The sequence below is a fragment of the Thermoactinomyces sp. DSM 45892 genome (assembly GCF_900107305.1).
Lineage (GTDB): Bacteria > Bacillota > Bacilli > Thermoactinomycetales > Thermoactinomycetaceae > Baia.
Genome location: NZ_FNPL01000011.1, coordinates 68,906 through 87,442, shown reverse-complemented (window position 1 = coordinate 87,442; position 18,537 = coordinate 68,906). Strand labels below are relative to the sequence as shown.

General features: G+C 39.3%; 22 protein-coding genes and 1 pseudogene. 5 read left to right on the top strand and 18 right to left on the bottom strand.

Translation table 11 applies throughout. The features are described from left to right. Positions 1-6 precede the first annotated feature (6 nt). From BLU58_RS16455 to BLU58_RS10330, 6 genes are all read right to left on the bottom strand, one after another. Complete coding sequence (locus tag BLU58_RS16455) at positions 7-165, bottom strand: hypothetical protein (RefSeq protein ID WP_176786613.1); 159 nt, start codon at positions 163-165, stop codon at positions 7-9. Further along, entirely contained in the window at positions 162-1,493 is a 1,332-nt protein-coding gene (dnaB, locus tag BLU58_RS10355) for a replicative DNA helicase (RefSeq protein WP_093292137.1), read from the bottom strand. The genes BLU58_RS16455 and dnaB overlap by 4 nt, the downstream gene beginning before the upstream one ends. Next, entirely contained in the window at positions 1,490-2,395 is a 906-nt protein-coding gene (locus BLU58_RS16450) for a hypothetical protein (protein ID WP_176786612.1), read from the bottom strand. The genes dnaB and BLU58_RS16450 overlap by 4 nt, the downstream gene beginning before the upstream one ends. Before the next feature lie 33 nt (positions 2,396-2,428). Next, entirely contained in the window at positions 2,429-2,626 is a 198-nt protein-coding gene (locus tag BLU58_RS10345; protein WP_093292136.1) for a hypothetical protein, read from the bottom strand. Further along, positions 2,616-3,365 carry an ATP-binding protein gene (locus tag BLU58_RS10340; RefSeq protein WP_093292135.1) on the bottom strand — a complete coding sequence of 250 codons (750 nt, stop codon included), beginning with the start codon at positions 3,363-3,365 and terminating at the stop codon, positions 2,616-2,618. The genes BLU58_RS10345 and BLU58_RS10340 overlap by 11 nt, the downstream gene beginning before the upstream one ends. A gap of 274 nt (positions 3,366-3,639) precedes the next feature. Further along, positions 3,640-3,903 carry a helix-turn-helix transcriptional regulator gene (locus BLU58_RS10330; RefSeq protein ID WP_093292133.1) on the bottom strand — a complete coding sequence of 88 codons (264 nt, stop codon included), beginning with the start codon at positions 3,901-3,903 and terminating at the stop codon, positions 3,640-3,642. Positions 3,904-4,076: 173 nt separating this feature from the next. Between BLU58_RS10330 and BLU58_RS10325 the strand changes: the two genes are divergently transcribed. Next, positions 4,077-4,562 carry a helix-turn-helix domain-containing protein gene (locus tag BLU58_RS10325; RefSeq protein WP_093292132.1) on the top strand — a complete coding sequence of 162 codons (486 nt, stop codon included), beginning with the start codon at positions 4,077-4,079 and terminating at the stop codon, positions 4,560-4,562. Position 4,563: 1 nt separating this feature from the next. Here the strand turns inward: BLU58_RS10325 and BLU58_RS16445 are convergent, their stop codons facing one another. After that, positions 4,564-4,725 carry a hypothetical protein gene (locus BLU58_RS16445; protein ID WP_176786611.1) on the bottom strand — a complete coding sequence of 54 codons (162 nt, stop codon included), beginning with the start codon at positions 4,723-4,725 and terminating at the stop codon, positions 4,564-4,566. Positions 4,726-4,940: 215 nt separating this feature from the next. On the opposite strand from BLU58_RS16445, the gene BLU58_RS10320 reads away from it, so the two are divergent. From BLU58_RS10320 to BLU58_RS10305, 4 genes are all read left to right on the top strand, one after another. Next, positions 4,941-5,408: a helix-turn-helix domain-containing protein gene (locus BLU58_RS10320; RefSeq protein ID WP_093292131.1), complete on the top strand. Its 468-nt coding sequence runs from the start codon at positions 4,941-4,943 to the stop codon at positions 5,406-5,408. 36 nt (positions 5,409-5,444) lie between these two features. Next, on the top strand, positions 5,445-5,849 hold the full coding sequence (locus tag BLU58_RS10315) for a hypothetical protein (RefSeq protein WP_093292130.1): 405 nt from the start codon (positions 5,445-5,447) through the stop codon (positions 5,847-5,849). 107 nt (positions 5,850-5,956) lie between these two features. Beyond that, the gene (locus BLU58_RS10310; protein WP_093292129.1) at positions 5,957-7,510 is read left to right on the top strand and encodes a recombinase family protein; all 1,554 of its coding nucleotides are present in this window, start codon (positions 5,957-5,959) and stop codon (positions 7,508-7,510) included. Between the two features lie 23 nt (positions 7,511-7,533). Then, a complete protein-coding gene (locus tag BLU58_RS10305; protein ID WP_093292128.1) occupies positions 7,534-8,787 on the top strand; it encodes a sulfatase family protein in 1,254 nt (417 codons plus the stop codon). 31 nt (positions 8,788-8,818) lie between these two features. Here BLU58_RS10305 and BLU58_RS10300 read toward each other — a convergent pair whose 3' ends face one another. From BLU58_RS10300 to BLU58_RS10255, 11 genes and pseudogenes are all read right to left on the bottom strand, one after another. After that, complete coding sequence (locus BLU58_RS10300) at positions 8,819-9,514, bottom strand: DUF4937 domain-containing protein (protein ID WP_093292127.1); 696 nt, start codon at positions 9,512-9,514, stop codon at positions 8,819-8,821. A 78-nt stretch (positions 9,515-9,592) separates the two neighbouring features. Continuing rightward, positions 9,593-10,981: an alkaline phosphatase family protein gene (locus tag BLU58_RS10295; protein WP_093292126.1), complete on the bottom strand. Its 1,389-nt coding sequence runs from the start codon at positions 10,979-10,981 to the stop codon at positions 9,593-9,595. 15 nt (positions 10,982-10,996) lie between these two features. Further along, positions 10,997-11,539, bottom strand: a pseudogene (gene cysC, locus BLU58_RS10290) (adenylyl-sulfate kinase); the annotation flags it as partial. A gap of 112 nt (positions 11,540-11,651) precedes the next feature. After that, positions 11,652-12,623, bottom strand: coding sequence for a CgeB family protein (locus tag BLU58_RS10285; RefSeq protein ID WP_093292124.1), 972 nt, complete (start codon positions 12,621-12,623; stop codon positions 11,652-11,654). 4 nt (positions 12,624-12,627) lie between these two features. After that, a complete protein-coding gene (locus tag BLU58_RS10280; RefSeq protein ID WP_176786610.1) occupies positions 12,628-13,398 on the bottom strand; it encodes a glycosyltransferase family 2 protein in 771 nt (256 codons plus the stop codon). After that, on the bottom strand, positions 13,385-13,876 hold the full coding sequence (locus BLU58_RS16105; RefSeq protein ID WP_143123765.1) for a glycosyltransferase: 492 nt from the start codon (positions 13,874-13,876) through the stop codon (positions 13,385-13,387). The genes BLU58_RS10280 and BLU58_RS16105 overlap by 14 nt, the downstream gene beginning before the upstream one ends. Positions 13,877-13,893: 17 nt before the next feature. Further along, positions 13,894-14,349: a dTDP-4-dehydrorhamnose 3,5-epimerase family protein gene (locus tag BLU58_RS10275; RefSeq protein ID WP_093292122.1), complete on the bottom strand. Its 456-nt coding sequence runs from the start codon at positions 14,347-14,349 to the stop codon at positions 13,894-13,896. Next, positions 14,342-15,208 (bottom strand): dTDP-4-dehydrorhamnose reductase, encoded by an 867-nt coding sequence (gene rfbD / locus BLU58_RS10270; protein WP_093292121.1) that lies wholly within the window; start codon positions 15,206-15,208, stop codon positions 14,342-14,344. The genes BLU58_RS10275 and rfbD overlap by 8 nt, the downstream gene beginning before the upstream one ends. A gap of 21 nt (positions 15,209-15,229) precedes the next feature. Then, positions 15,230-16,198: a dTDP-glucose 4,6-dehydratase gene (gene rfbB, locus BLU58_RS10265; protein WP_218122192.1), complete on the bottom strand. Its 969-nt coding sequence runs from the start codon at positions 16,196-16,198 to the stop codon at positions 15,230-15,232. 35 nt (positions 16,199-16,233) lie between these two features. Further along, positions 16,234-16,947 (bottom strand): sugar phosphate nucleotidyltransferase, encoded by a 714-nt coding sequence (locus BLU58_RS10260; protein ID WP_093292120.1) that lies wholly within the window; start codon positions 16,945-16,947, stop codon positions 16,234-16,236. Positions 16,948-17,063: 116 nt separating this feature from the next. Next, positions 17,064-18,395, bottom strand: a complete 1,332-nt coding sequence (locus tag BLU58_RS10255) for a helix-turn-helix domain-containing protein (RefSeq protein ID WP_093292119.1) — start codon at positions 18,393-18,395, stop codon at positions 17,064-17,066. Between the last annotated feature and the right edge of the window lie 142 nt (positions 18,396-18,537).

Below are 18,537 nucleotides of genomic sequence, written 5' to 3'. Positions count from 1 at the left end.
TCACTATTAACAATGGATTTGAATACGTGAATCAAACTCACTCATGCCCTCGGCTACTTCCGATACATCCACTTCTTGAAACTCACTTAATACCATTTCCCATTCTGGTAGCCGTCCAGTTCTCATAAAGTACTGTTTGCAGAACTCGTATACGTACCATTTCACGAAGCATGCTCCCTTCTCGAAAGATCTAGGAATTTACTTTGTTCCTTTACGAATAATAGTTCGGTCTTTCCGATGGCTCCGTTGCGATGTTTAGAAACTAGGATCTCTGTTATGTTTTTCTTCTCCGAATCTCCATCGTAATAATCGTCACGGTAGAGGAATGCCACAATGTCTGCTGTTTGTTCTATCTCTCCCGACTCCCTCAAATCGGACAACATCGGGCGCTTGTCCTCTCTTTGTTCTACCTGTCGCGAAAGCTGGCAGAGGCAAATGACGGGTACATCTAATTCCCTCGCCATCTGTTTAATCGCCCTTACATTCTCAGAGACTGCCTCATATCGGTTCATATTTCGATCCGTGCCCATCAATCCAAGGTAATCAATGAAAATCATGTCTAGTCCCTGATCTTTCTTGATCTTACGGGCTTTGGCCTTCATGGTTGTTATATCGATACTTGGAGCCGTTTCGAGGAATAGAGTACTTCCTAGTTTCTCATAGAGGTATCCCAAGGCTTTTGTATATTGTTCGTATTCTTCGTCACTTAATAGACCTGTTCCCAATTGAGAGCTATCAAGTCCCGCTCCATTAGCGACAATCCTATTAACGATTGATTCTTCACTCATCTCAAGTTCGAAGAAAAGTGTCTTGTGACCACTCTCTGCCATTCCCATTGCTAGATCGATAGCGAGGGCCGTTTTCCCCATGCTCGGACGGGCCGCAAGAATAATAAGTTCTTGCTTTTTAAAGCCTGTTAACATGTGGTCTAAGTCCTGAAAACCACTAGGAATCCCAACAATCGGAGAGCCTGCCGCATACTTCTCTTCTAAATTACCTGCGTACCTCAAAAGGGCATCAGACAAAGGGGATAATGTACCTTCCTCGACTGTACTGTTCGTTACTTCGCTTATGCGCCTTTCCGCTTGATTGATAGCTTCTCTAATCTCTTCTCGACCCCGCATATATCCCATACTAGCAAGATCTTGTCCGATCCTTACTAAGTTGCGCAAACTAGCTAAATCCCTTAATCGGGTAGCATGATATACCACGTTTGCCGTGGTAATCGTGTTCGCTACAATATCTACCATGTCGCTAATGGAAAGATCGTGCTTTGTTAAAAAGGGTTCCAATTCAACGATATTGACATATTGCTCGTCCTTCTGCCACAGGTGATAGATTTCTCTAACTAAACCTTGATATTTTGTATAGTAAAAGTGTTGCGGTTGAACAATCTCTACCACGTCAGCTATACACACTGGATCGAACAGCATAGTACCTATTATCTCTTGTTCTAAACGTATATCATGCGGCGCTAATGGACTAATACTCATTGGCTTCCCTCTTGCTGGCTTTCCTCTCGCTTTCTTCTTTTTTGCTCCTCAAGCTCTCTCAGTCGCTTGACAATAGGGGGCAATGAATCACCGCCTACATTCCCTCTGACTGGCTCATGAGATCTACGGGTAGGCATTTGCTTGTTCTTCCAAGTCTTCATACGGCTTTGTAGCTGATCGAAATTTGACCGAAGCTTCTTAGCTGACAAGATATTGCCTTGCCAGAAGCTGTCTGCTGTCGCAAAGTCGATAACATCATATATTTCCGGTTCCGTTCGTTTGTCGATCTCCACTAGCAATCTGAACTCATCAGTCCACTTGTAAAGATTAGTAGGCATCTTTGCATTCGGCTTCCAAGCAAGGATTTTATTTTTTAAGTATGTTGCTAATTGCATATAAGGGGATTCTTCGTCGTAAACTCTTTTTCGTTTGCGACAAGAGATCTTTTTTTCTTTTTCTTTTTCTTTTTCTTTTTCTTTTTCTTTTTCCCCATAGTCTACAGGTACAGTATCGATATGGTATCCATACTGTTTACATAGGGTATAAAAATCATTTACAAACCCTTGATTCTTCAACTCTTTCAACTCTTTTAAAATACAAGCCTTCACCTTCGGACTATTGACCCAGTTGTATTTAATCCAGTTCAATAGGAAGATCTCTTTTGTGTCGTCACAGTATCGAATCTTTCCGTACTCTTCAAACCTTCTCAGGAGCTTGTCTACTGTCTCTCGGTTATAGCCTGTTTCGGTTTCAATGATCCGCTTAGGAAGTTCATAGATTCCACATTGCGCCGTCTTACTGTTTGTCATTAAATAAAGGAAAAAGTATTTCTCTTCTGGTGTAAGATCCAGCACAAACCCATCCTGCCAAAACTCCACACGTACATGCCTGTATACCGCCATATTCTGCTCCTCTCCCCATCAGGGGAGCCAGCTCTACACTGACTCGTTGTATTTGTTATCATCCATTACGTTCTCTCTTGTTTGGCTTATTGTAAATTTCATATTCTCGACTAAATGGTTTATGATGTCTCTCAACTCTTGCTCGGTATATTGAAACTGAATTAAGGTATCCCTCATTTGAACCAGTTCATCTTCTAGTTGGTCTAGGCTATTTAGTAGGCTATTCTGCATGTTCTGCGCCCCCTGCTTCTTCCGTATCAGGCTCTTTGTCAGGATGATTATAGAAAGCCTGTTCGAACCTTTTGAAGCTAAGAGGAAGGGTTGCAGGCAGTTTACGGTTAAACGCATGCTCCGTGCGGTCCCCTGCCTCCCAATGTTCGTCGGGTTGTGTATGAATCACTCTTACAGCCCCCTCATTCGTTCGCATACTCTCCGCATAGAGGATAATATCTACCATGCCTAGCACGATCTCCCGTCCTGACTTAGGAATGGATGGAATCGCCTTCGAGATAGTAGAAGTACGTGTTTTCATCTCAGTTATCTCGACATGACTGGTCATAACAAGACCATATGGTAAAAGGGAGAGCTTCCGTATCACTCGAAAAAACTCATCTTTCACGAGCTGCCAACCCTTCCCGAATCCTAAATCGCTCTCATGCTGAATCCCTTGTTTCTCTCTCACAAACTCGGCGCAACACTTCCAAAGGTTATCAATTGTATCAATCACAATTGTTCGATATGGATGTTTGCCACGACTAAGTTCTGCACATACTTTTACAAAGATTGTCCAATCAGGAACTTTCACCTCATAGCATGACAAAGCTTCTAACCCCGGCTCCGTGGCAAGGAAAAGAGGGTTGTCCATCCTGCTACAAAATGTCGACTTTCCGATCTTTGGTTGACCGTAGAGAAGGACTGAATAGTCTTCTAATTTCTGCTTAGGATGCGTTTTTTCTGTGGGTAGTAACATGAAGTATCCTCCGTCTAGCTTATTAAGTTGTATAAATCTCTTTTTTTTGGTATTCTGTCAGTACAATTGTTTTTGTCAGGGTGTTACCCTGTCGGCTCGCTTACACCACTAAGCGGGCTTTTTTGTGTTCCTAGCGATCTCTCTTCTTATCTGTTGGTTGGTATGCAAACTTATAATCGTGCACTTGATCTCTTCCAACCGCCGTTGTTTTTCTTCCTCTGTGATCTTAGGCGCTACTACGTGGATTGTCGTATTACCGATCTTGTAGGTAGCATCATATTCTGTATTCTCCACCTTGCAAACTTCCATGTTTGTAATCCTCTCCTTGCTCTGTTATATACTGATTAAAAAATACATCTTGAACCGTTAATCCATAGTAGTTAGCGATCCTAACTTTAATTTCATCAAGAGGAATTCTACTACCATTTTCGTAACTGGATAATGCAGATACGCTTATTTGAACGGCTTTTGATACCTCCTTCCGCTTTCTATTTCCTCGCAAGTACCTCAGCGTACTTCCGATTAGTTTCTTGTTCAAAGCTCACACCTCATTACTCAATATGAGTTATATATTAATTATAAACCTCATATTGAGTTAAAGCAACGTTTTTTCTTGATAGCTACTAAAATACAGACAATATGTGTTACAATCATATCTATATTAACTCAATACGAGTTAATGAACGCATTTCGTAGTAGAGGAGGGATACGATGAATATTCTAGGAAAGCGCTTAAAGCAGGAGAGAATGAGGAAAGAGATTAGTCGAAAAGACTTAGCTAATTTATTTTCTATCAATCAAAATACTCTCGGGCAGTATGAAAGAGGTGAGCGAAAACCTTCTCCAGAGATGGTTAAACGTTTTTCGGATTTTTTCGGCTGTTCCATTGATTACCTATATGGCACGACCGATATATCCGTACCCACCCATGAACTGAATCAATTATTTATAAATGACCAGTTAGATCCACAACATCTACAAACATTTATAACCGCCTTAGAGAAAATCTATTTGAAATCGCAAAGCTCAAACTGGGAACAAGACCAAGAAAAAGCCTTTACAGAAATCCTTGAGATTTTAAAATCAATGACAGTCGCCGGAAAAAGCATACCAACAAGCACATTACAGCTTCTTTTACCTGTTTTAGTAAGGGTTAGGCAAGAGATTGAATCCGATAATGAAAAGTCATGGGAGTAAATTAACGCATCTTCTTTAAGCAAGAGATCAATTTTGCTACACTCCCTTTCTTTATGCTACCGATGACTTCGTACAATAGTCCCGTATAAAGAATCTCTTTCTTAGTTCGAGATTTGACTTCTTCTCCTTGTTGAGAAGTCTTATTAAGTTCGTCGATGCTCATTATCAATGCCTCCAAACTAATAAATAGCTTATTTTATTAACATAAATGTTAAGTACGACATATACTTAACTAACTTGTTAAGATACCTATACACTTATACAGAAATTTACATATCAAGTCAAAGGTATGATTTACCATTGAATGGATACCATATCTAAGATAACTTTACTTTGTTGTTAAGTTATAGACTAAAATAGTTAGTAGAGGTACGGTAAATGTTCTTTAAAAGAGATAAAAGCAAGCAAAAAGATACCCCTTTAGATACAGAATCTAGTACCCCTAAACAAGAAGAACTTAGAGATTATCTACGGAGTATAAGGAAGCAAAAAAACAAGACTTTGGCACAAATAGCTGACACTCTCAAAGTTACAGAATCCTATATGTCTCAAATCGAAAACGGGAAAAGGGTTCCTAGTGATTTATTCATACGGGAATTAGCTCAAACCTATCAAATTGATGAGCGAATTCTATTTGAGAAAATGGAGAAAATCCCTTTAGGTGTTTATGAAGCATTAGAGTCCAACAAGACCCTACAAAATATCCTATCTGGCATCCGCTATAATAAAAAGCTCCCAGACGAGGAGAAACAAAAGCTAATCGATGAAATCTATCAACTTTATATTGATAGATTAAAATATTATGAAGAAAGTATAAGGAATCAAAAAGGAGGAGATAAGAGGTGATTAATAGAATAGTTTCGTAAAAAGGAGACTTTTTACATGAGTAATTTCTTTCTAGATTTATTTGGTTGGCTTGCCGGAAACATTATTAAAAATCTATTCATTGGTGCGGTTGGGATTGCCGTAGGTATACTGATTTCCTTTGTTTATTTCAGTTGGTTCATACTTCGCTTTTTCAACGAGGAATGTCCAAGTTCACTTAGTCGGCTTCATGTCACAGATCCCGAAGGGAATGTAAAAGAAATCATTGCCCCTCAGACCCTATCAGAAGGGATGAGCATTCTCATTTCATCCGTTGTTTCCGCTGCTACTACAAAGTCGGGGTTTACCATCAAGAAGAGTAAAAAAAAGAACTTTGTCTTCTTCTCTATCATCTTTATAGTAGTCTTCTTATCGATGGTTCTATTTGGTTTTTCAACATCGATCATTCATTTCAGTCACTAATTACATTTAGATATAGGTATTGGGAGTACACCCAATACTTTACTCATGAAACAATCATATAATTTCATTCATCATTCATATAAATAACAACAAGGGAAGTGAACAACATGGAACGAGTTGCAATGTATCTCCGTAAGTCCAGAGCAGATATAGAGGCGGAAAATCGAGGAGAAGAAGAAACACTCGCTAAACATAAAAGAGCACTCTTTAAACTGGCTAAAGACATGAGCTTAAACATAATTAAAGTAAGGCAAGAGGTTGTTTCTGGAGAAAGTTTATTACACCGTCCTGAGATGATGGAGTTATTAAAAGAAGTGGAAAATAAACTTTATGATGCGGTACTGGTAATGGATATGGATCGACTAGGCCGTGGCAACATGCGGGAGCAAGGTTTGATTTTAGAAACGTTCCAGAAATCAGAAACCAGAATTATTACACCTCGAAAAACATATGATCTTCAAGATGAATTTGATGAGGAATATAGTGAATTTGAAGCATTTATGGCTCGTAAAGAATTAAAGCTCATTACCCGACGTATGCAAAGCGGGATCAAAAGAGCTGTCATGGAAGGAAATTATTTAGGCACTCATGCGCCTTACGGCTACCAAATAGTCAAAGACAAGAAGCAACGAACTTTAGTTCCAGATCCTGAAAAATCTCTAGTAGTAAAAATGATCTTTGACTGGTATACAAGCGATATCCCAGAAAACAGAATAGGATCTAGGAGAATTGCTCATAAATTAAATGAGCTAGGTTATCTCAGTTATACAGGAAGAACATGGGATCCGGCATGTGTTCTGGTTATATTAAAAAATGCCGTTTATACTGGACGAATCCAATGGAAAAAGCAAATCAGAAAAAAATCCGCAGATCCAAACAGGAAATACGAACAGTCCCTACAGCCAAAGGATAAATGGATCGACGTTGAAGGACTGCATGAACCAATTATTTCAACAGAAATCTATGAAAAAGCCCAGGGAATACTTAAGAATAGAGTTCACGTCCCCTATAAAAGTAATAAAAAAATAACAAACCCACTTGCAGGCTTAATCAGATGTAAAAAATGTAACAACTCTATGGTGAAGAGGGCACAGGGTAGAGGCGCAAGAGACCGTCTTTGTTGTAGAGAAATAACTTGTAAATGTAGATCTAGTGTTTTCGAGTTTGTCGAACAACGATTATTAGATTCTTTACAACAATGGTTAGATGAATATAAAGTAAGTTTATCTGAGCATGATTTGAATTCTATAGGAAAAGACGATACATCAAGCATACGGCTGCTTGAAACCAGTATTACTACTTTACAACAAGAATTACGAAGCTTAGAAACACAAAAAGGAAATTTGCATGACTTCTTAGAGCGTGGCATTTATGACGAACAAACTTATTTGGAAAGATCCATCAATATCGCAGAACGTACCAAACATATTCAGGAGTCACTCAGAAAAGCTATCCAAGAATTAGACGTAGAAAATACACGTCTTAAAGCAAAAGTAAAAATCATTCCTAGTGTCGAACATGTTCTATACCAATATCCACGGCTAGAAGACCCCAAAGAGAAGAATATGCTCTTAAAGAAAGTAATTGATTATTGTAGTTACGAAAAAGAGCCACATCAAAAGCTAGACAAGTTTACATTGGTTGTATATCCAAGACTTTAATACGAATTAGCCAATCTGAATGAATGGATTGCTTTTTTAATGTTTATTACAGTCATCTGTATAACGTAACCCAAAGCAGCTTTACAACGATATTTACCGGCAAAAATCCACATCAACACGGCATTGTCAACATGAAACCAATCAAATTTCCACAACGCCTGATCTCATTTCCTGTTATCCTCCAGAGAAAAGGCTATAAAACGGCTGCTGTTGATTGTAATTACCGAATTACTGGTAAGTCGAATCCGTGGTTTAAAAGGGGATTTGACACATACTTAGATCCCTCAGAAAATCGATCCACACACCTTAACCTCAGTGCAAAAGAAATTAATCAACATGCGATTCCTTGGTTAAAGAAACACGCACAAGAACCTGATTTCTTTTTATTTCTCCATTATTGGGATCCGCACTATCCCTATCAACCAGAGAATAAATTTGCAAATTGGTCCTCTGAGCAGTCACCTATTCGAGCACAGGCAAATGAACCATCATTAAAATCCTGCCTACGTGAACCGCTGTGGAGCTTTATATCTAAATACAATCAGGGTCAGAAGAGTATCGCCCAAATCCAAAAAGATTATGATGGCACTGTTAAACAGGTTGACCACTATTTTGGGGAACTAATAGAAGAAATCAAGCAACTTGGTATCTATGAAGACACCATGATTATCTTAACTTCCGATCACGGTGAGAGCTTAGGGGAGCATAAAATTTTCTTTGATCATCACGGACTTTATGAATCCACGCTTCACGTTCCCCTTATCATCACCTATCCACAAAAACTACCTAGTCATAAACGTGTTACCAAACTTGTTCAACATGCTGATATTGTACCTACTATCATGGAAATGGCTGAGATACCCATTCCAAAAGGGATGGATCCGATTGATGGAACCTCTCTACTATCCCTCTCACTCGCTAACAAGCAGAATCATCGTCCATTTGTCGTTTCTTGTGAAGCAAACTGGCAGTGCAAACGCTCCATTCGGAATCAACAATGGAAACTGATCCAGTCCCTAGAGCGCGATGTTTATGGAAATCCTAGGTTCGAACTTTACAACTTAATCCAAGATCCACACGAAAAAAAGAATGTCATCTCTCAACATCCACAGATAGCAAGGCGTCTCCAGCACCAGATGAAAAAATGGGTTGCCCAGATGCTTCGAAAATATCGCAGACCTGATCCTCTCTCTAATGGAGTTAAAGTAAAAATGAACCGGCTAACCGTAGCGGAGGAAGAAAAGGTGAAGAAGCGGTTAAGTGAGTTAGGATATTAAGAAAAACAAGTAGCCTTCCTATCGTGCAAGGCTACTTGTTTTTCTTAATATCTAGGGAACTGTATATATGTAAATTGCGGAGCTTACGAATATACTTCTTTGGATTTACAATCCATTTTTTCTCAATATGCAGGAGAGATCCTTTCGCATGGGTTAGATATTCCCCTGACTCTGATTCTGTTTGCTCACGAAAATGTTGAAACGCATGCAACATATAATTCTCATGATTTACCATGCGATCCCAAAAGCTTACCACCAGAAACGTAGAATCTTTACGCCCTAAACACATCCCTAAAACACCCTCGAAACTTGATACATTTGGTACAATCATTTTCTCTTGTGTCTCGATAAATCGATGTGCTTGCTCGGGTACAACCTTACATAAGATAGCTTGTACAACACTCGCTTCCTTCCAGATCTTATTGATATCTATATTCAGGGAATGCTTTATCACTTGAAAGGTTTGTACTTCCATAGATTGAAAAATATCCTTTTGCTTGATTTTGTCATAGATGGAATCATGTTTCTCTCTCATGAAAGTCTGGTAGTTTTCTTCTGTATCCCATAGAGACAAGATCGTTGCTTGCTGGCGATCACGGTCACCCCATCCTCCAATTTGCCCTTTAAATCCTTTGGATTTTCTTATCTCTTTCCACTTTTGTTGGGCTTTTGAAAATGCATTTTTGTTATTTATTTTCACATGACATTGAATGAATTTTAATAGCATATGGGACTCCTTTTTATCAAATTATATAAACTAATACTAATAGGAGCAACTTGTTTGAATAAAGTTACTCCTATTTTCTTACCATACTTTGGCTTTCCCTAAAATCCCTTTCATCATCGGAATCTGAAAGATATTTAAAATAGTAGGGGCTACATCTGTGATATGCAAGCGATCTACACGTTGAAATTTACGAGTATCCTTATTCTTGATCCCTTGAATGAAAATACCGTTATAATCGTGATTTGCACCATCTGGACCCGTATCATTTTCTTTCACAAAAAGTGTTCCGTTCCCCACCGTTCCAACCGATCTCCAGTATAAATCCCCAAAATAGATCAATAAATCAGGAGGAATATTTTTCACGGTTGTATAGCGTTTTTGGGGTTTAAAAACTTTGTTGTTCATGAGGGTCCCTTGTTCATTTCGTACACTCTTAATCTTTTGGATGATTTCATTTCGAAGCTTCTCAGCGTGTTTAAAAGGGACGATTCCATCGGGTTCCCGACCTTTGATATTCAGACATAACCGTCCGTAATATCCCCCGTATCCCCATGCTTTCGTCTTATTCCAGTTAACTAGATCCGGTGTCAGTGGAGTTGGTTCAGTAGCGGGCCCTTTTAACGTGAGATAACCTTCATTTATGAGCCATTCATTTAAACAAAATCCACCATCCATCTTCTTTGCTCCATGATCAGAGACGATAAATACATGAGTTCCTTCTGGAATTTGTTCTAATAACTCCCCTATCTGTTGGTCGACATATTGATAATATCGAAATATAACTTTTTGATAAGGGGAAGGTTTGTGTAGTACATGTGTCTCATCCATGTAATGCCAAAATGCATGGTGCATCCGATCAATCCCCATCTCAACCATAGCAAAGAAATCCCATTCTTTATGTTCCAATAGATATTTTGCTGTCTTAAATCTCGTCTCCGTCATTTGATAGATATCATTAGTTAATTCCTCCACTAGATGCGTACGAAAATGCTTTACATCAAATTGATAATCCCCTATCTTTTCTTTGATTTCTTCTTGTAATTCAGGGGGATAAGTATGTGTTGCAGACTGGTCTGGAGTTAAGAAGCAGCTGATGAGACATCCTTTCATTGGTTTAGGGGGATAGCTTGGTGGAACTCCCATTATGATCGATTTATAGCCGTATTTTCCTAATTGGTCCCATACTGTCGGTTCATTAAGTTGACTACTGTCCACTAAGCCTACATCCAGATAGTCATATCCTGCTCGATTTCGAAACCCGTAGAAGCCTAATTGTCCTGGATCTTTTCCCGTCATCATACATGCCCATGCGGGTACTGTTATAGGGGGATCACAGCTACGCAGAGGGGCATATACACCACTTTCCATAATCCGTTTGATATTAGGTAGATCGTCGATCCAACGATCAAATACTAAGCTGGGTTCCGCACAATCAAGGCCAATCAATGCTACTTTTGGTCGTGCCAACTGTAGCCCTCCTTTCTAGATGAGCTGTTTCTCTACTATATATGAAAGAACTTTCTCTGCACTCTCTTCTGGCAATTCAGTTACGGTATCTAAAATTAAATCTGGTCTTAGGGGAATTTCAAAAGGATCACTAATTCCTGTAAATTGATTGATTTGTCCAGCTATGGCCTTTTTATAAAGACCTTTCACATCGCGTTGAATACACTCCTCTAGAGAACAGTCCACAAAAATTTCATGGTAATTCGAAATATGAGAACAACAATACTGCCTCATCTCTTCATAAGGGGTAATAAACGAAGCAAGTACATGAACGCCATTTTGGTTTAAGAGTCGTGTCATAAACACAGCACACTTTATTTGCTTCATCCGATCCTCTTTACTAAATCCTAAATCTTGATTGATTACCTCTCTTAATAAATCTCCGTCTAATAACTGCACCCGAACCTTCATTTTATCTTGTAGTAGGGATTCAACCAACTTGGCAATTGTTGTTTTTCCTGCACCGGATAGTCCTGTGAACCATAGTGTAAACCCTTCCTTCGACATCAGAAATCTCCTCCTATTTTTACTATATGTGTAAGAAGAAAACTTGGAGTATGCTTTTACCTACTGTTTATTCGTTTACTTTACGTATTCTCGCCTATTTGGAGGCACAGTTTTGGAAAGAGCATTACATAACACAGGTCGCAAGTATTTTTTGTATCCGCTTTTCATAACTGTGGTCACTCCGTGTCCGTATATAGGCAGCACGTGCAATCTTTTCGCGTAGTCGTACACGAGGTAGATAAAACTTACTTTTCTCTTGAAAATCTTCCACACCTGAGAAAGAAATGACTTCTTTGCCAATCTCATATAAAGAAGATAGGTCAGGTCGTTGGTCTATTAACTGAAACGATTTGCACGCAGCAATTTCAAATAATCGATTATTTGGAGTATACGCCTTAATTTTTTGACTGTTTTGTTTTAAATGAGGATCATCATGGGAACGGTGCAAATTCAGCACCATCTTCGCACCACAGTAATAGTAATTTGCTTCAAGCCCCGAAACCCAATGCGGATGGACTTGAACCTCTCGCATTTCGGAAAATGGTGACCACCCAGGACCTACTAACTTCATTTTCATAAGGTGTAACGATTGGCTCGATGCTTTTAAAAATCGAATCCGGTTTTCAAATCCGCATCCGACCATTACTAAATCTGAGAAGTACTTTTTTGAGATTTGTTTTCGAGGTTGATAAGTATCAGAGGATACCGCTAGAGGAAGGTGATGGATACTCGCTGAGGGGCACTGAGCTTGATAGATGGGGACTGCCTGCGATTCATTTGTAAAAATGTAGTCAAAAAATGATGCAATCGTTTTCGCTTTATCAATCGCATACGGATCATCTGTAAACCAGATTGCTTTCGGGAGAGTGATCGATTTCAAAAGCTGTCGATTACTAGGTGTTAACCTTTCTCCATGCATGGCTAAAACAAGTTGAGGACTGATCCGACATTTCATTCGATCCCAATTTTGATCAAACTCATCTCCAGGGCTCCATGTAATCACGTTATGTCCTAATGTTTGGCAAGCACGGATAATCATCTGATCAATGAAGGTAAATGGCTTTTTGATGCCTGATCGCAAATAGACAATTTGCACTCCCCTACTCTCCTTTTCGTTCTCCAGGCGGAGAAATACCCCATTTTCGGATAAAATAGGCCCTGTTCTGCTTTAATAGCTTTTTAAATTCTTGATACGGTCTCTTTTGAAAACTTTGACTTCCATAGTGATGGAGATAAGTATCACCCGCAACCATACAATAATAGCCGGCCTTTCTCACACGGTAGGAGTAATCATCATCTTCATAGGTACCTAAACCATATCGCTCATCCATTTCCCCTATCTCTTCATAGATAGAACGTGGAAACACAAGACAAAAGCCTGATAAGCGAATGCTTTTTCTCCACTTTGATGAATCGGTGTGATTATACTCTTTTGTGAAGGTATCAATATCTGCTTTTGAATGGAATGAGGGAACAGGTATCTTCTGTTCAGGAATTACTCTGTTTGAGACAGGGCCTACCATTCCACATTGCGAGGACGCCTGTAAAACGTGTATCATTTGCGCTAACCAATGTGGACCGGGACGTGTATCATTATTTAAACATACCAAATAATCTCCCGTCGCAATCCGTAAACCCTGATTCGTAGCACTGGCGAATCCCCGATTCCATGGGTTATGAATCCATGTGATGGAGCCATGTTTGAGAAGAAATGGTGGCGGATTCTCCTGTGAGCCATTATTTATTAAAATAATTTGGACCTGTCTACACTTCGTATGTTGTAAAATCCTCACGACACATTCTCTGGTTAAGACCCACTCATCCCTCACTGGAATGATAATACTTACAGAACAATCTTCAAACCTCCTCATCCCAATTCCCCCAGTAGACCTTCCCCATTCTCTTCGCATTCGCTCGCATAGTTAACCACACAGATGGCTCTTTTACCATCATTTCTACAGCTGACACCAAGTTCTCTCTCCATTTTCTTAAATCGACTATATAGCCCGTATATAGATGGTTAACATAATAGCCATGGTCACCTTCATCGTCCGTAATCACAGGAATACCATGCAATAATGACTTACTATGAACTCCCTTCATACTGGTAGAGGGGGAAGCAAACGTAAGAACGGCATGAGCTTCTTTCCATAATCGTCCACTCTGTGCCAGTGGTATATATTGGATATTTTGCTTTTGATTTGATCTTTTGTTTGTGAAACAAACTAATTTGCAATTTGAATTTCTGAAAATATCACCCATGTAGGAAAAAAATTCGCTTTTTAAGGAAGGGCGAATCCATTCTTCATGGGTTGCAATCCAAAATCGACGCCTCCCTGATGAAATCATTCGCCCTTCCTCCTTCTTTATTTGAATTGTGTTTCCCAATTAAAGTTGATTTCCTTATCATTATAAGGAATCCGGTATTCATCTGGATCACTTGCCTGATAGGACTTTGTTGTTAAATACACGATGACAGCAGGCTCATTTCCTAAGACTCTGTAACCATGCGCAATCCCTTTCGGAATCAATAACACACCCGGATTTAATTCTCCTAAATAATACACATCTGTTTGGCGGTATGTGCTAGAGTCTTCTCGTAGATCGTATAAAACAACTTGGGCATTGCCTGCAGGAAAGTACCATATATCATCTTGCTTCTTATGATAGTGAAATGCTTTAATCACTCCTGGATACGTCAAAGAAGCTGACATTTGTCCGAAGTGTTCCAGAAGATTCTCATCATCTCTCACTAGCTCAGTGAAATAACCACGATCATCACAATGCTTTACACATTTTTTATAGACTACTCCCTCAATCAAGAAGTCCTCTCTCCCTTCCATCTAAAAAGAATCTAGCCAACCCTTTTGTCCAATGCGGTAAATGGTTAATTCCTTCTCCCGACCGACTGTGGATTAAATTTGAATTCACAGGTCTCTGGGCAGGTCTGATAAACTCTTTTGTTTCCACAGGAACGACCTGCATCTCCAAATCAGCAAATGAAAATATTTTTTTAGCAAAATGATACCACGTACAACCACCTACATTGCTCATATGGACAATCCCTTTTACTTGTGGGATATGAACGAGTTGATATAATCCATCTCCCAAATCTCTTGTATAGGTAGGTGAGCCATATTGATCATCTACTACATAAAGCATATCCTGCTTCTTTGCTAGATTTAGCATAGTCCAAACAAAATTGGCTCCATCTATACCATATAACCAGGAAGTCCGAACGACTACACTATTTTTACATAATGCCAACGTCCAAAGCTCACCTAATCGTTTTGTTTGCCCATACCAATTAAGTGGCTTTGTGGGTGCAGACTCCGTGTATCCAGATAATTGATTCCCGTCGAATACATAATCCGTACTGACATAAATCATCCTCGCCCCCACTTTTTGACAAGCTGAGGCTACATTACGAGTTCCCTCTACATTTACTTGATAGGAGGAATAACCTCCCGTCCCTTCAGCTTCATCCACTTTTGTATAGGCAGCACAATGGATGACCACATCTGGTTGTTCATCGTTCATAATATGAATAGTTTGCTTATCATTTGCAATGTCCCACTCCAAGCGGCTGAAACCCTTTACTGATATCCCCTCTAGAGTAGACCAATCTTGAATAATCGATTGCCCCAGCTGTCCGTTTGCACCGTTTACAAGTATCTTCACGTTCTATCCCTACTCACTTCTTTAGTATTTCACTCCTGACCACCAAACGGTCTGAGATTGATACCAATCCATGGTTGTAGTAATCCCATCTTCCCATGTCATCGTCGGATTCCAGCCTAATTCTTGATTTATCTTGGTATTATCTAAACAATATCTTGTATCATGGCCAGGACGATCATCTATAAATTCAATCAGTGAATGAGAAGCACCCATAAAGTCACATACCATTTTTGCTACGTCGAGGTTTGAAATCGGTTTCCCGGAACCTATATGATAAATTTCTCCTATGTTCCCCTTCGTTCGTACAGCTTCTACCCCTGCACAATGATCGTATACATAAATCCAATCTCTTTGCATGGACCCATCTCCATACAAGGTAATCGGTTTACCCGCTCGTAAAGATTGAATCATCTTAGGAATCAACTTCTCAGGGTGCTGTCTAGGACCGTAGTTATTCGTACAACGTGTAATCATAATCGGCAAATTATACGTATTCGCATAAGACATGCATAATAAATCAGCCCCCGCTTTACTTGCCGCGTATGGATTTCCAGGAGAAAGATTTGTCTGTTCATCCGCACTCCCTTGAGGAAAATCACCATATACTTCATCTGTGGAGATCTGGATAAATCGATCAATGCCCCGACGTCGGACTTCCTCTAGTAAACGATGCGTTCCCACGATATTCGTCATCAGGAAAGGCTCAGCACCAAGATGAATACTTCGATCCACATGTGACTCTGCTGCAAAATGAACTACATCCGTAAATGCAAAGCGATCAAATAACTGCCCTACTTGAAGAGAGTCAACAAGATCAACCTGCACAAATTGATATTGAGGATGTAACTCCACGTCTATGTTGTTAAATCGATTGGCAGAATAAGCTAAGCTGTCAATATTAATTACCGTGTGATCAGTATTCTCTAGCAAAAACTGAATATAATGACTCCCTATAAACCCAGCTCCACCTGTTACTAAAATGGTTGCCAAAACTGACTCCCCTTTCTTGCGATACCTTCATCTGTCTATTTTATTTGGGATGCAAATTGATTAGCTCTTATCAGAGATTCAAATGTACCTGCATCAGTCCACCAATCCGATAGGATATTGTAAGAACAAATATCTTCCTCAATATATTTATTGTTTATATCCGTAATCTCATATTCACCCCGCTTTGAGGGTTCTAGTTGCTCAATATATTGATAAACTTTTGAATCATACATATAAACACCCGTGACACAATAGGAACTCTTAGGCTTTTGCGGTTTCTCTTCAATCGATCGAACACGATTTCCATCTAACTCAGCCACTCCAAAACGTTGGGGGTGTTCAACTTCTTTCAACAAAATTTTTGCACCACTCCCTTGAACCATATAATCTTCTACATATGGTTTAATTGAATCTGCAAAGACATTATCTCCTAACAATACTACCATTAAATCATCACCAGTAAAATGTCTGGCCAAATATAACGCTTGGGCGATTCCTCCTGGTTTATCCTGTACACGATACGTAAACTCTGCTTCAAACTCTTCCCCACTCCCTAATAGCCGGACAACTTCTCCCATATGCTCTACACCCGTCACGATACATATCTCTCTAATCCCTGCTTCTATCAACTTTTTGATGGGGTGATAAATCATAGGGGTATTCCCTACAGGTAATAAATGCTTGTTGGTCACTTTTGTCAATGGATAAAGACGCGAGCCTGTTCCACCTGCTAATATAACACCTTTCATATCTAAATCCTCCTAGAAAGAGTATGATATGTATAGAATATTCAACCAGAATCAAACTAGTACAAAAGAAAGACCCAAGGACAAAGCCTTTGGGTCTTTCTTTTGTACTAGTTTGATTATATGGTAGTCTGTAATTCCCTCTTTTCTTGTGACACAATTCTGTATAGACGTTCCAAATCACGAAACGTTAATTCTTGTTTGAGCACCTCTTGACATTGGATCACTTTCATTAAGGAAGTTTTAGATTGATGGACAAATCCGTGCCTCTCTGCTTGTTCCAATGCAGATTGATAGGTCCGGAGAGCTTCACCATCTTCGCCTTTCCCTTTTTCACAATCCCCGAGCGCCTCTAAAGCCATCACATAATATATTTTATTTGTATGGTTCTTCGCTTTTCTAACGGCATCTCGGAGCCAGCCTTCTGCTTCACTCCATCTTTCTTGATTATTATATAAGTTCCCTAAAGAAAGATAAGTTTGAATCATTCGGTATTCGTGCGAATGTTTCCCTTTATGTGTCGCAGCTTGTAACAAGACTTTCTCTGCTGATTCAACATCGCCTTCTTCGATATAGATCTTTGACAACACATGTAGCAAGTCAACTGCACCCTCACGCCACATGCACATCTTAGCTAATTCAAGTCCTTGGAACACAGAAGAAGTAGCTTCAGCCAGATAACCTTGCTTGCACCAGAAAAATGCCTTTAGACGGTATAAATCCACCTTAAAGTATGGATTTATTACCTGATCAAGGGATTCCCACAACTCATTCACGATCCCGAGTGCCTTCTCCCAATCTTCTTGACCCATATAGATCTGTGCCTTTAGTAACAATAGCTCATAGCAAATCTCTCCACGATCTCCTCCTTGAACAAACGATTGGCTTCCCAGATCAATCCAGTTCTGTGCCAGTATAATATCACCATGTTCTTCCATCGCAATCTTAGCAAAGAGATATTGACAAGCAGCCTTTATGTTTGTAGATTCGAGCTCTGTTCCAGCTTCCAATAAATCTAACGCACTTTGTAGTTGCCTTTTTGCCTTTTCCCAATTTTGTTTAAGGAAATAGCATCTACCTTTCAGATATGTATATTGAGCCAACCATCTGCTCTTTCGATCGATTTTAAAACTACGTAATTGATCCAGCCCCTGATCTGGACCAAATAGATCCATCGAATGCTCAATAAAATTGAGTTGATTTCGCAATTTCGTATCTCGCTTCTCTTCCACTTCCACAAACACCGAAAACTGATCAACATCCAGATCCAATTTACTGCATAAGTATGTAATTTTCTCAAAAGAAATATTTTTCATCCCACGTTCAATAGAACTAATCGTGGCACTTGAAATGTTTTCGTCCTGTAGGTCTTTTAGACGTAAAGAACGTTCTTTTCTACAAGAGCGGATCAATCTACCTAACCGCTCCCGATCTAAAGGAAAATAGCACATGATAGACACCTACTTAAATTTTTTAAGTTAATCGTATGAATTATAATACTTTGAATGGTTTCATTCAATCCCTTTATAACAAGCATATGAATTTTTTATTACATTCACACAGCATTTTAAGCCAAAAGAAAAAACAGCTCTT

What these genes read in the sequence shown, in the direction of transcription:
- BLU58_RS10310 (WP_093292129.1), top strand. Translation starts at nt 5,957, where the DNA reads ATGGAACGAGTTGCAATGTATCTCCGTAAGTCCAGAGCAGATATAGAG.
- BLU58_RS10260 (WP_093292120.1), bottom strand. Translation starts at nt 16,947, where the DNA reads ATGAAAGGTGTTATATTAGCAGGTGGAACAGGCTCGCGTCTTTATCCA.
- BLU58_RS16105 (WP_143123765.1), bottom strand. Translation starts at nt 13,876, where the DNA reads ATGATTTCATCAGGGAGGCGTCGATTTTGGATTGCAACCCATGAAGAA.
- BLU58_RS10320 (WP_093292131.1), top strand. Translation starts at nt 4,941, where the DNA reads ATGTTCTTTAAAAGAGATAAAAGCAAGCAAAAAGATACCCCTTTAGAT.
- BLU58_RS10340 (WP_093292135.1), bottom strand. Translation starts at nt 3,365, where the DNA reads ATGTTACTACCCACAGAAAAAACGCATCCTAAGCAGAAATTAGAAGAC.
- dnaB (WP_093292137.1), bottom strand. Translation starts at nt 1,493, where the DNA reads ATGAGTATTAGTCCATTAGCGCCGCATGATATACGTTTAGAACAAGAG.
- BLU58_RS10325 (WP_093292132.1), top strand. Translation starts at nt 4,077, where the DNA reads ATGAATATTCTAGGAAAGCGCTTAAAGCAGGAGAGAATGAGGAAAGAG.
- BLU58_RS10280 (WP_176786610.1), bottom strand. Translation starts at nt 13,398, where the DNA reads ATGAGGAGGTTTGAAGATTGTTCTGTAAGTATTATCATTCCAGTGAGG.
- BLU58_RS10305 (WP_093292128.1), top strand. Translation starts at nt 7,534, where the DNA reads ATGGATTGCTTTTTTAATGTTTATTACAGTCATCTGTATAACGTAACC.
- BLU58_RS10255 (WP_093292119.1), bottom strand. Translation starts at nt 18,395, where the DNA reads ATGTGCTATTTTCCTTTAGATCGGGAGCGGTTAGGTAGATTGATCCGC.
- BLU58_RS10345 (WP_093292136.1), bottom strand. Translation starts at nt 2,626, where the DNA reads ATGCAGAATAGCCTACTAAATAGCCTAGACCAACTAGAAGATGAACTG.
- BLU58_RS10315 (WP_093292130.1), top strand. Translation starts at nt 5,445, where the DNA reads ATGAGTAATTTCTTTCTAGATTTATTTGGTTGGCTTGCCGGAAACATT.
- BLU58_RS10300 (WP_093292127.1), bottom strand. Translation starts at nt 9,514, where the DNA reads ATGCTATTAAAATTCATTCAATGTCATGTGAAAATAAATAACAAAAAT.
- BLU58_RS16450 (WP_176786612.1), bottom strand. Translation starts at nt 2,395, where the DNA reads ATGGCGGTATACAGGCATGTACGTGTGGAGTTTTGGCAGGATGGGTTT.
- BLU58_RS16445 (WP_176786611.1), bottom strand. Translation starts at nt 4,725, where the DNA reads ATGAGCATCGACGAACTTAATAAGACTTCTCAACAAGGAGAAGAAGTC.